This is a genomic window from Pontibacillus litoralis JSM 072002, assembly GCF_000775615.1.
GTDB lineage: Bacteria > Bacillota > Bacilli > Bacillales > BH030062 > Pontibacillus > Pontibacillus litoralis.
In genome coordinates this window covers 1-12128 of record NZ_AVPG01000010.1, presented here as the reverse complement: position 1 = coordinate 12128, position 12128 = coordinate 1, and the positions used below count along the sequence as shown (strand labels likewise).

Genomic DNA, 12128 nt, shown 5'->3' with positions numbered 1-12128 from the left:
AGGACTAGGTATGTAACCTAGTCCTCTTCTCCTTGATATCCATGCTTGGAGTTTCTATTTCCAACGCGGTCTAATTTTTCTCTACTTATCGTTTCGTTTGTTAATTCGACACTTGCCATGCTCTCAGTCGGTGTGTTGTTATTTTTTCCGGCGGCATTATGCATTACTTTTCTTTTCGTCACGTACATGCTCCTTTCTATATGACTTCGTGTTTATTGTTGCTTAAAAGCGTGTGTCTTATGCTTATTGGTTATGATAGAAGCGTAAAAGGGAAATAATCAGAAAGAAGGAGGGAATAACATGGCGAGGAAATATATCATTAAACGTTTATCTCACAACCAACTTGCAGAAGGCTTTAGTAATAAATCGACATATAGTCAAGCTTTTTCTAGAACGAAAATGGGCGATGCATCATCAGAAGGTCAGCTATTGGCTAGATATTATACAAGTTATGATAATAAACATAGGAAAAACATTTAGAGTGTATTTCTTTGTAACATAAAGAATAACTTATAAAGCAGGGAACAAAGGTATAGTCCTTGCTTTATAAGTTATTTATGGCCTGCCTTTTATTCTTCTTCAAGGTAGGAGTCTTTGCGGGAATCATGTAAATCCCCTAAGATAGACATTTCGTTCGCTTCATCTAATGATTGTTCATATTCCTTATGTTGATCATTGGGATATGTGCGTTTTTCTTTCCCCTCCATAGTAATTCCTGTGAAATTTTCATATGCTTCCACGGAGCCAACGTTTTCCGCAGAATTAATATATGCTTGATTATAATGCTCGATATGTTGGCCAGAGAAATCAGATGGTGTTTCCGACGTGCCATAGCGTGCAACAGCTTGCCATGAATCTTCCCCATCAAAAAAGTTAGTTCCTTTTCTTTTGTCCGCACGTTTTTGGTAACCTGGTTCAAGTACTTCTTCTTCGATAGGTCGTTCATTCTCCTCGTGTTTTTGCTGAGGACTATGCTTTGCACAATATTTCGTTGTTGGTATTGCTTCTAATCTATCGTATGGAATAGGCTCCCCACATGATACGCACCTTCCATAATCCCCACTGCTCATGCGATGCAATGCATCGACAATATCGCTAAGTTCTTTTTCGGCGTGTTCGTTTAATGCGATATCTTTTTCACGTTCATATAATTCCGAAGCTGTATCACCAGGATGGTTGTCGTAATTCGATAATTCCCCAACGGATTGCTGCATGGACTCAGACTGTAGATTAAAATGGTTATTTTGTTTTAAATGTTCCATTAGTATGTCTTGTTGCTTGTGTAATTGTGCTTGTAAATGACTTAACTGTTCTGTCGTTAACATGAATGCTTTCACTCCTTTAACCATGTCTTGCCTTAGTATGAACCAACACCCACAAACTCATGCTCGAGCATGGTTTAGTTGCTGATACGTCTTAAGTCTTATATGAAAATATAGCTAAAGTTCATTATGACAAGCAGTATAGACAGGTATGATGGAATTAAGAAATACGAAAGGAGGAAAACATACGATGAAACAATTTTTATGGTTTATTGGCTCATTCATTGCCCTTACCGTTCTGGTTGTTCATTTTATACCAATGGTGTTTCTAATCGGAAGCGTATGGTTACTGTATGCTATTTTTAAACAGTTTATGAAGTCATCTTCCACATTTAAGAGAGTGCTGTGGATTATGATTGCATTAATGGTTTTCTGTATAGCGATTGCGAATATATATGCGGTTATTGGAATAGCAGCAGCTTACTTCTTGTACATAGCATACAAGAAGTGGAGAGAACGAAAACAAGAGAACGTTCTAATGGACAACCGTTCCGAAGATCCTTTCGTTCATTTCGAGAAACAGTGGGCCGAATTGAATAAATAAAAAAACAAAAATATAAGGAGAGATGGATGATGGCATCTATTTTTAAACGAATTGCAGATTCTGTATCAGCAGATATCCATACCATGTTAGATCAAAAAGAACAGAAAAATCCTATTGCGACGTTAAATCATTATTTACGTCAAAGCGAGCAAGAAACAGAACGAGTGAGGAAGCTGGTAGAACGTCAGCATCGACTAAAAGAAGAATTTAGAAGAGAGTATCAACAAGCAAAGGACATGGCTAATAAACGTAAAAGGCAGTTAGAGATTGCCCAAAAAGCAGGGGAAGAAAGTTTAGCTGAATTTGCAAGTAAAGAATATGAAGAATACACAGCAAGAGTAGAGCGAATGAACCAATCTTATCAAGAAGCTGTCCACCAGTTATCTGTGTTAGAACATAAGTATGAAGAAATGAAGCATCGTCTAAAGGATATGAAGTTAAGAAGAATGGAACTTATGGGAAGAGAAAATGTAGCCAATGCCCATTATCGCATGAACCAAGTGATTCAAGAAAATGCCAATCAGTCTTATTCTAATTTTTCCGAGATAGAACAATATATTGAGAATTTGGAATATAAAGTGAACCACGCTTATCATAAAAATACATTTGATAGTAAAATGGCTCAATTAGAAAAAGAAATGGACGAAACCGTTAATTAATTTGTGGTACTCTAATATATAGGATATGTATGTAAGGCGCAGATTCCTGCGTCTTTATTTCTTATTTTACACAGAAGGGAGGCACCTGTTCATTGCTAAATAAATTAACGACAGATACGGTAAATTGGATTGTGATTATTGGGATAGTGCTACTCGGCTTTAACTTCTTCCTATTTGAACCTGAACTAATTTTTATGTTTATGTTTCTTGGTTTATTAATTTATATAGGGAGGAAGCGAAATCATACGTTGATTGGAAAAATGTGCTTTTGGATTGGTGCCGTCTTTTTAATCTTTTTAATTTCCAGCATGATGGTTGTTCAATTCGCTATTGGTGCTGCGCTGATTTTATTTTTGCGTTATTATGCCAACACGAAAAAACACCCACCGAAGTGGGAACCATCCTTTTATGAAGGTGATTCACTTGAAGAGCCATTATTGAAAACGACGCCACTATTACAACATAAATTCCTTGGTGATCAAGTGACAAGTGAAGCGGGATATAAATGGCACGATGTAAACATTCAAGGTGGATTTGGTGATCGAATTCTTGATTTGAGTAATACGGTATTACCAGAAGACGTTTTTATTTCAATCCGACATGTTGTTGGGAATATTGAAATTTACGTACCATATGAAGTCGAAGTGAGCGTGCACCATAGCGCTATGTTTGGAAATGTGGGCCTGTTAGGAGAGGTTTCTAGGAAGATAACCAATCAAACAATTGCCTATCATACGCCGCTTTATTATGAGAAAAAACCACGCATTAAAATTATTACCTCAACGATTTCTGGTGATATAGAGGTGAAGCGTCTATGATGTTTATACTGCGACAAACCGTTATAGGTATCGGAGTTGCTTTACTTTGTACTATATTTACTGTTGGTTTAACCTTTTATGTATTCCCTTTACAACAATGGACAGATCTTTGGAACAAAGAATTAATTGATGTTCCATATATAGTTTTTATTTTGTCCTTTTCTGTATTGTTGGGAATAATTGGTGGTTGGTCTTTCGGTTGGGTGTGGAATAGAAGGTTGCATAATATCCAGCGTCATTTAGATGAACTTATAACCGGTCGTGAATTAACATTAAAAGGTGAAAAAGAGCAACCTTTTATCCAAATGAATAAAAGGTTGCAAAAGTTAGAAATAAAAATGAAGAAACAAACGGAGACGACACAACGTTTAGCGACGAAGAGAGCGAAGGAAAGGGAGCAAAGTTTACAAGAAGTTGTTGCGCAAGAACGGAGTCGCTTAGCTCGTGAATTACATGATTCTGTAAGTCAACAACTTTTTGCCGCTTCGATGATGATGTCTGCCATAAATGAAACAAACCCTCCAGATGACTCGTCTTTACAAAAGCAACTAGCAATGGTTGAACATATGATTCAACAATCTCAATTAGAAATGCGCGCTTTATTATTACACTTAAGGCCTGTTCCATTAAAAGGAAAGTCTTTGCAAGAAGGTGTGCAAGATTTATTAGCGGAATTAGTGAATAAAGTGCCCATTAAAGTAGAGTGGAACATAGAAGATATCCGCCTTGAGAAAGGAGTAGAGGATCAGCTGTTTCGTATTTTGCAAGAAGCCATATCGAACACGTTGCGTCATGCGAATGCAGAGGCTTTACACGTTATGCTCATAAAGCGGGATACATTTATCATCCTACGAATTGTCGACGATGGAATTGGTTTTGATGTTGAACAGGAGAAAACCAGTTCGTACGGATTACACAATATGCAGGAGCGGGCGATTGAAATTGGTGGAAACATAAAAGTGGTAAGTGTACTTCGGGAGGGAACACGTATCGAAGTAAAAGTACCGCAATTAAAGGAGGTGGTGGCAAATGATTAGCGTGTTATTTGCTGATGATCACGAAATGGTACGAATAGGCGTGTCTGCTTACTTATCTGCTCAATCAGATATTGAAGTGGTTGCGGAGGCAAGTAATGGCCATGATGCTATCGAACTTGCTCTACAATACAAGCCTGATGTGATTTTAATGGATTTAGTGATGAATGAAATGGATGGTATTGAAGCAACGAAACGTATTATCAACGTATGGCCACAGGCGAGAATTATTATCGTTACTAGTTTTTTAGACGATGATAAAGTATATCCAGCCCTTGAAGCTGGAGCAACAAGCTATATGTTAAAAACATCAAAAGCTGAAGAAATAGCCAATGCCATTCGTGCTACTTATGAAGGACAATCGATATTAGAACCGGAAGTAACGGGTAAAATTATGAATAAAATGCGAAAGCCATCACATCAACCGCTACATGAACAATTGACGGTGCGGGAACAAGAGGTATTGTTATTGATGGCAGAGGGGAAGAGTAACCAAGAAATCGCAGATCAGCTATTTATCGCTTTGAAAACCGTTAAAGTACATGTTAGTAACATTCTTGGAAAATTAGAAGTCCAAGACCGTACACAAGCTGTCATATACGCTTTTAAGCACGATTTAGTAAAGTAAGACATAAGTTGTTACTAGTTTCGTGCATTTGTACCTTTGCCCGAACTTGATTAGAAAGGTATAATATAATTTCTAGTAATATTTTGTAGAGTACATTTTGTAATAAGGTTTATTGTGTTACAAGAAGGGAGACGGACATGACGAAAAAGACAGTAGGAATTATTTTTGGTGGTAAATCTTCAGAACATGAGGTTTCTTTACAATCTGCCAAAAATATTGTAGATGCAATAGACAAAACAAAGTATAATGTCGTTTTAATTGGAATAGATAAAGAGGGGAATTGGCATCTTCATGATGAATCACAATACTTACTTCATGCTGAAGATCCTAAAATGATAGCTTTGAATCCGTCGAATGCAGTTATTTCAGTTATTCCTGGATCATCTGAGAAACAAATTCGGACTCAATCAGAAGAGGTGGTTTTACCACAATTAGATGTTGTTTTTCCAATTTTACACGGAACGTTAGGCGAAGATGGCAGTATTCAAGGGATGCTTCGTATTGCCAATCTACCTTATGTAGGAACAAATGTGCTTGGTTCTGCCGTTTGTATGGATAAAGATATAGCAAAACGATTATTACGAGATGCAGGCATTGGTGTAGCCAACTGGATTACGTTTAAAAGACATCAGAAAGATACCATTTCTTTCGAAGAAGTAGAACAGCAGTTAGGGTTACCTTGTTTCGTGAAGCCTGCGAATCAAGGCTCTTCAGTTGGAGTAAGTAAAGTGCAAAGCAAAGAGGATTTCAAGAAAGCTGTTGAAGATGCTTTTCAATTTGATACGAAGATCATTATTGAAGAAGGTATTGAAGGCCGTGAAATAGAATGTGCAGTATTAGGGAATGAAAGCCCAAAAGCATCTGTATTAGGAGAAATACGTGCAGATAATGACTTTTATTCATACGAAACGAAGTACATTGACGAAAATGGCGCTTCATTAGATATTCCAGCTATCATAGATGAGGCAACATCTGATCGGATACGTCAAGTCGCTGTTGAAGTGTTTCAAGCACTTGAATGTGAAGGCTTATCACGCGTGGATGTCTTCTTAAAAGCGAACGGAGAAGTCATAGTGAATGAAGTGAACACGTTACCTGGATTTACGAAGATAAGTATGTATCCGAAACTTTGGGAAGCGACAGGTATTGCTTATTCTCAATTAATTGATCAGTTAATTGATCTTGCTATTGAGCGTCATGACCGAGACAATGAAATGAAAAGTACAAGAGAATAGATATTCGAATAAAAAGCGGGTTCTGGAACATTTCTAGACCTGTTTTTTTGCCTATTAATTATTAGAAAATTTAAAAATCAAAAAAACCTCTTAACAAAAAAGGAAAGTAGATATATACTAGTATCCATCATAAAAAAACGGTTGTTCATTAGAGGAGGACAAGTGAGATGAGATTTGGCTTATTACCACGATTAATAGCTGCCATTTTATTAGGTATAGGAGCAGGACTTATATTGAATGAATGGTGGATTTCGTTTTTAGCAACATTTAACGGCATCTTCGGCAATTTTTTAAACTTTATTATTCCACTTATTATTCTTGCATTTATTGCTCCGGGAATTGGTGAATTAGGTAAAGGTGCAGGGAAAATGGTAGGTATTACTACTGCATTCGCATATGGATCCACTATTTTTGCGGGAATGTTAGCTTTCTTTACAGCGACTACAATGTTCCCGGTTATGTTATCTGGAGTTAATGGAAATGGTTCGATTGATAACCCTGAAGAATTTCTTCAAAGTCCATTATTCCTTTTTGATATGCCGCCAATTATGAGTGTTACAACAGCACTTATTCTTGCATTTGTTCTTGGTTTAGGCTTAGCGGCAATTCAAGGCGAAACATTACAAAAAGGAATGGAAGATTTTCGAGCTATTATTGAGAAAGTGATTCATTACGTAATTATCCCCTTACTACCCGTTCATATTATGGGAGTATTTGCGAATATGACATACGGCGGTCAAGTAGCGACGATTATGTCTACATTTATTAAAGTGTTTGCGCTTATCATTATTTTGCATTTAGTAATGTTAACCTTGCAGTACTCTGTAGCAGCAGCAGTTTCACGAGCAAATGTCTTTCAATTATTAAAGACAATGGTACCTGCATACTTTACAGCTTTAGGAACTCAATCATCTGCATCATCTATACCGGTTACTTTACGTCAAACGAAGAAGAATAAAGTCCGTGAAAAAGTAGCCGATTTCGTTATTCCACTTTGTGCAAATATTCATTTGTCAGGAAGTGCTATAACACTTGTAAGCTGTGCGATGGCTGTCATGTTTATCAATGGAATGGATGCTTCATTCAGTACAATGCTTCCATTCATCTTAGCATTAGGAGTAACGATGATTGCTGCACCAGGAGTACCAGGAGGAGCTGTAATGGCTGCACTAGGATTGATGCAATCAATGCTTGGATTTAGTGAAACGATGACATCACTAATGATTGCACTGTATTTAGCTCAAGATAGTTTTGGAACAGCTACGAATGTAACTGGTGATGGAGCTTTAGCGATAATAGTGGATAAAATATCAGGTAAGAAGATGGAGCAAGAACAAGAAGAATCGTTACCTGCATAGTAAAGAAGAACACCTTCGTTCCATGACGGGGGTGTGCTTTACGTAAATTGGAAAAGGGAGATGCTTACCGATAGCATCTCCCTTTATATATACATTCTCATAACGTTTACTTCAAATCTTTATATTTTGCCGCGGAATAATCACTGTGCTACTAAAAAACTTAAATAACGAAAGCCCTACCTCTCATTCGTCCTTGCGACTCCTCGATCGCGCCAGTGTAAATAAGGTGCTTGCATGGAAGCTTTCACAGTTGCCAGATGATTTTCCGTAAATTGTAATGGGAACTTCTTAAATGGTTAAACTGTAATGCGTTTAACAATATTTAATACTAACATCATAATAATTAAAAAGCAAATTATTTTTCTTCATGAGTAAAGAAAAGTGAATAGGAAAAACTATAACTAACATAAAGGGGGTATATTAATGGTAAATAAAAAGTGGAATAAAGTGACACAATCCTTTTCAATGGATGTTCAAGAATTTGATCAAAGTATGCACCCCGAACGAGATGGAAAGCAAGAGGTGCATTCGTCTGATTTAGAGTTGTTAGCGCAATACTATAATAAAAATAGCACCATTCCGCTAGATATTACGAAATATCAATAGGTAGTACGTATGACAGCTAATTTTTTAAAGTTAGCTGTTTTTTACATTCTCATTATTTTGCTGACTTTTAGAGAAGGGACATGTAGAAGGGATAGAATCATCATCTCTTAAAAAATATTGCTGCCATTCGTAATTGTCTTCTTGACCGTACCATTTTAAGGATGGATGGATGGGAATTTTATCATATGCATTTAAACGTTTACGAATGACATGTTTAATTTTCCTACCAAAAGATGTATGATCATTAATATTTTCGAAAACCCACCTTGGTTGCAGTGCGATGAGAAACGTAGGTGCGTAACGACTCGCTCTAGTGAAATGAGTGGGAGTAGCACAAAAAGCGAAATAAGGTTCACCATGAAAACAAAATTCCCATTTATGATGCTTTGGGTCTTCAGGTATAGAAGCTGGCCACTCCATTTCATCATTTGCCGAAATTCCATTCAACACCTTCCAAAATAATTGTTCGTAATCGGCTACTGTATAGTGAGAGAAATCTTTATCATACGTATTGAATAGTAAAACAAGTGATGCGTATTGGCCAGTACTTCTTGAAACCTTACTATATTCTTTTAAGGATTGGGCAAGCTCTTTATGCGTATGTGCTTCTCTTGGGTCATTCGCAAAACAAAACCGTAGTTCATTATTATTAAAACCTTGACGTCCTAGAACACATGGATACGAATTGTTTGCGTCATTGATCATATCTGTAAAACTAGTAAATGCCTTTCGCTTCCAAGGTTTTAACGAAGAGAGGTTGTGTTCAATCCAACTCTTTTGATACAAAAGCGACATAACCGATTCCTCCTTATATGCTATTAACATATAAAAAGGAGCTTAATTAGGTGACTGTCCATACGTTAAAGAATTATTTGAGCAGCTTGCGATGTAAAGTAAATACCGAAGCCAACCAAAACGACACCTGCGATGAGGGAAATGGTCTTTAACAGTCGTTGATTGTCCCATTTTCCAACCGTGCTAGCTACATAAGCCATAACAGCATCCCAAATTAAAATTCCAACAAAAATTCCACTGCTATAAAAGAGTAATGTTCCCATGCTATACTGTGCCATCGTGTTTGCCAAAATGGAACCATAAATCCCAAGCCAAAATATAATGTTTAATGGATTCGACAAAGCCATAAGAAACCCAGTTAGAAAAGATTTCTTATAGGATGTACTCGGCTGTGTTTCTTGAATTTCTTTTCCCGCATGAATGATACTATCTATCCCTGTATATAGGAGGATAAATCCGCCAAATAACCAAAGAAATACTTTTACAATCGGAATGTTAATAAATTGAGCTAGTCCAAAATAAATGAGGAACATAAAACAAATATCAGCTATCATTGCCCCAATTCCTACAAGCCATGCACTCCCAAATCCATGCTTTATTCCTTTGTCTAATTGAGCGGCATTAATTGGACCAATTGGAGCAGACAATGATAAACCTAATACAATATAACTAAAAAATGCTCCCACCGTTTCTCCCCCTAATTCAGTTTCTCCTTTCAAGCGGCAGCGTCATACAACGAATACCACCTCCGCCCTTTTCTAACTCGTCTACTTCAACTGGAATAATATTCTTGTTTCGCAGTTTTGGATGATCATTGAAAATTCTCCGATTTGCTTTTGTACTTAATAAAATGGTTTCAGGATTAATATTAAGAAAGTTAATATCTGGTATGGTATTATACACCTCTAACCAATACACTTCAAATTGATGTCGGCGTACATAATCTTCCATCATGTAATAATTATAGTCCTTTTCATTTGTATAAACTTGTATAGGAAAAAAACGCAAAAAACTTTTGGCGACTATTACATCCTCATGGGCAATATTACAATTCATATCGAGGTGGAGCGTTTCACTAGTTCGGGGTAGATCAATGATGGCAATTTCAGAAAAGCCGATAGCAAATAGCTGTTTTAAAATTGCTTTCACGCTATGAACACTTGTACGAGCTCCAACATTAATCAAGATGGCATCTCTGTTTAATATTAATAAATCGCCAAACTCTAAACCTTGACTTATTTGTACGTCTATTTCTTTAAATTCATCACAAAACCATACTCGCAATAAAGATTGCATGTGATCATATTCTGGCTTGCGCATCGAAGTCCCAGCATGTCCAGGAAGTATTGTATCTTTCATTACACAAGCAAGGTCACGTACAAACATACGATTAATTAATTGCTTACTTAAACGGGCATCTGGCTCACATAAATAATCCGTATATCGTAAAATATGTACATTCTCTTCACTTAATGCATGACAGAGGTTATTATGTTGTTCTTGTGCGATGGAGTGATTAACAGGTTCATTCCATTGTACTTCCTTTGCTGCTTTTAGATTTGGAATATCTATTACAGATGGTGGGCTAACGATAACAGAACGAAGAGAGAATATCTCCGACTGACAATGTGGACGAAGGTTATACATTCACGTTTCTCCTTTCTAAAGGCAATCTTTCATAGCGTATCCAGTTAAGAGAAAACGATTCTAACCTGATGTATCGTTATGTTCATTTGTTTCGTACAAATAGCTTACCCTATTCCCCTCCAACCATTTCCCCGTAACGATAGACTCATTTTTAGAAATATCCGATCTTTCTGTTGATTTCATCTGTAAAATGCAGAAAAGAACCTTTACAATAATGAATATAATTTCCAAATGAAAAAGGAAGGGTGTTTAGGTGGTACATAAACGGAAAATATTAATTGGTAGCTTAAGTTTAACGATATTACTAGGAGGTTGTTCAGTGGAGAAGTTATTCATGTCTAAAGAGGAACGCTTCAACAAGGAAAAGTATGTAAGCGTTCAAGAGTATACAGGGCAAGGGTACGATTTACGAAATGGATCAAAAACAGATAAGATTGCGGATGACCACCTTGATGAAATAGACGAGGGAGTCACGAAATTTTTTAAAGAAGAATATAAAACAGACGTCATCGTACACAACGTAGTAGGTGCTCAAGGCGGAGCTTCTGTATTTGTGGAGTCAAAAGGGGAGCCACATTTTTATACGTTTGCCGTTGTGCCGATTGATAAGTCAACAGAAGAAGTGAAGGTAGATAAGGTATGGTCGCAGGAAGGGCAAGTAGAAAATGCACTTTTTACAGGGATATATGGCATGGTGTATGAAGAGGAGTTTACCAAATTGAATAACAAGTTGGCTGAGGTTGCGGGCAAATACAACCTTGTTGGTAAGCGAGGAGAAGCAGTGGCAAACGTTGGCGCAGGTGGATTTAGTAATACTTACTTTTATATGTCTATGCACGATAAAAGTTTTTATCCCCTTTTAGATCAATACTTAAAGAATCCAGATACGAATATAGAAAAGTTTCGAGAGATTTTCAATGAAATTAACGTAGATCCTAATAATATACTAATTACAATTCACATGTTTATGGCAGAAAAAGAGGTAGACCCAAACGAAGAGGCGTTTAACGAATTAGTAACTGCGATTGAAGAAATGGAAGGAATTCCAACAGGGGCTTATTCTATTTATTTACATGATAATCGCATTGGTAAAGGGTCGGCAACGGCTGGTAAAGATAATACGTTAGAGCGTTCAAACCCAAATAAAATTATAAAAAAATAAAAGTTGGGAGGTACAAGAATGGATTCTGTATCAGTAAATGACACGCAAGTTACAGACTCTAAATTAGTCGAGTTAGCTGGTTTTCACGCCTGAAGATATCGTGACAGATACAATAATGAATATAATTTCCAAATGAAAAAGGAAGGGTGTTTAGGTGGTACATAAACGGAAAATATTAATTGGTAGCTTAAGTTTAACGATATTACTAGGAGGTTGTTCAGTGGAGAAGTTATTCATGTCTAAAGAGGAACGCTTCAACAAGGAAAAGTATGTAAGCGTTCAAGAGTATACAGGGCAAGGGTACGATTTACGAAATGGAT

The 12128-nt window shown here is 36.8% G+C and carries 15 protein-coding genes; 10 read left to right on the top strand and 5 right to left on the bottom strand.

What is annotated here, in order from left to right:
- Positions 1 to 17 precede the first annotated feature (17 nt).
- Positions 18 to 182, bottom strand: a complete 165-nt coding sequence (locus N784_RS16815) for a hypothetical protein (RefSeq protein ID WP_198134411.1) — start codon at positions 180 to 182, stop codon at positions 18 to 20.
- 118 nt (positions 183 to 300) lie between these two features.
- Here N784_RS16815 and N784_RS07910 point away from each other — a divergent pair, with 118 nt between their 5' ends.
- Positions 301 to 480: a hypothetical protein gene (locus tag N784_RS07910; RefSeq protein WP_036833944.1), complete on the top strand. Its 180-nt coding sequence runs from the start codon at positions 301 to 303 to the stop codon at positions 478 to 480.
- A gap of 89 nt (positions 481 to 569) precedes the next feature.
- On the opposite strand, the gene N784_RS07905 is transcribed toward N784_RS07910, so the two are convergent.
- The gene (locus N784_RS07905) at positions 570 to 1325 is read right to left on the bottom strand and encodes a TraR/DksA C4-type zinc finger protein (RefSeq protein WP_036833943.1); all 756 of its coding nucleotides are present in this window, start codon (positions 1323 to 1325) and stop codon (positions 570 to 572) included.
- A 187-nt stretch (positions 1326 to 1512) separates the two neighbouring features.
- Between N784_RS07905 and N784_RS07900 the strand changes: the two genes are divergently transcribed.
- From N784_RS07900 to N784_RS07865, 8 genes are all read left to right on the top strand, one after another.
- Positions 1513 to 1866 (top strand): lmo0954 family membrane protein, encoded by a 354-nt coding sequence (locus N784_RS07900; RefSeq protein ID WP_036833942.1) that lies wholly within the window; start codon positions 1513 to 1515, stop codon positions 1864 to 1866.
- Between the two features lie 29 nt (positions 1867 to 1895).
- The gene (locus N784_RS07895; protein ID WP_036833941.1) at positions 1896 to 2525 is read left to right on the top strand and encodes a PspA/IM30 family protein; all 630 of its coding nucleotides are present in this window, start codon (positions 1896 to 1898) and stop codon (positions 2523 to 2525) included.
- Positions 2526 to 2617: 92 nt separating this feature from the next.
- The gene (gene liaF, locus N784_RS07890; protein WP_036833940.1) at positions 2618 to 3343 is read left to right on the top strand and encodes a cell wall-active antibiotics response protein LiaF; all 726 of its coding nucleotides are present in this window, start codon (positions 2618 to 2620) and stop codon (positions 3341 to 3343) included.
- The gene (locus N784_RS07885) at positions 3340 to 4380 is read left to right on the top strand and encodes a sensor histidine kinase (protein ID WP_036833939.1); all 1041 of its coding nucleotides are present in this window, start codon (positions 3340 to 3342) and stop codon (positions 4378 to 4380) included. The genes liaF and N784_RS07885 overlap by 4 nt, the downstream gene beginning before the upstream one ends.
- Positions 4373 to 5005 (top strand): response regulator transcription factor, encoded by a 633-nt coding sequence (locus N784_RS07880; protein ID WP_036833938.1) that lies wholly within the window; start codon positions 4373 to 4375, stop codon positions 5003 to 5005. Before N784_RS07885 ends, N784_RS07880 begins: the two co-directional genes overlap by 8 nt.
- A 137-nt stretch (positions 5006 to 5142) precedes the next feature.
- Positions 5143 to 6240: a D-alanine--D-alanine ligase gene (ddlA, locus tag N784_RS07875; protein ID WP_036833937.1), complete on the top strand. Its 1098-nt coding sequence runs from the start codon at positions 5143 to 5145 to the stop codon at positions 6238 to 6240.
- A 167-nt stretch (positions 6241 to 6407) separates the two neighbouring features.
- On the top strand, positions 6408 to 7598 hold the full coding sequence (locus N784_RS07870) for a dicarboxylate/amino acid:cation symporter (RefSeq protein ID WP_036833936.1): 1191 nt from the start codon (positions 6408 to 6410) through the stop codon (positions 7596 to 7598).
- 423 nt (positions 7599 to 8021) lie between these two features.
- Positions 8022 to 8204, top strand: coding sequence for a hypothetical protein (locus N784_RS07865; RefSeq protein ID WP_036833933.1), 183 nt, complete (start codon positions 8022 to 8024; stop codon positions 8202 to 8204).
- 30 nt (positions 8205 to 8234) lie between these two features.
- Here N784_RS07865 and N784_RS07860 read toward each other — a convergent pair whose 3' ends face one another.
- The 3 genes from N784_RS07860 to N784_RS07850 all read right to left on the bottom strand — a co-directional run bounded on the left by N784_RS07860 (position 8235) and on the right by N784_RS07850 (position 10646).
- Positions 8235 to 8999, bottom strand: coding sequence for a YqcI/YcgG family protein (locus tag N784_RS07860; protein ID WP_036833931.1), 765 nt, complete (start codon positions 8997 to 8999; stop codon positions 8235 to 8237).
- 65 nt (positions 9000 to 9064) lie between these two features.
- Positions 9065 to 9685: a LysE family translocator gene (locus tag N784_RS07855; RefSeq protein WP_036834081.1), complete on the bottom strand. Its 621-nt coding sequence runs from the start codon at positions 9683 to 9685 to the stop codon at positions 9065 to 9067.
- 16 nt (positions 9686 to 9701) lie between these two features.
- Positions 9702 to 10646 carry an arginine deiminase family protein gene (locus N784_RS07850; RefSeq protein WP_036833929.1) on the bottom strand — a complete coding sequence of 315 codons (945 nt, stop codon included), beginning with the start codon at positions 10644 to 10646 and terminating at the stop codon, positions 9702 to 9704.
- A 319-nt stretch (positions 10647 to 10965) separates the two neighbouring features.
- On the opposite strand from N784_RS07850, the gene N784_RS07845 reads away from it, so the two are divergent.
- Entirely contained in the window at positions 10966 to 11808 is an 843-nt protein-coding gene (locus tag N784_RS07845; protein WP_052127204.1) for a DUF1672 family protein, read from the top strand.
- Positions 11809 to 12128 lie beyond the last annotated feature (320 nt).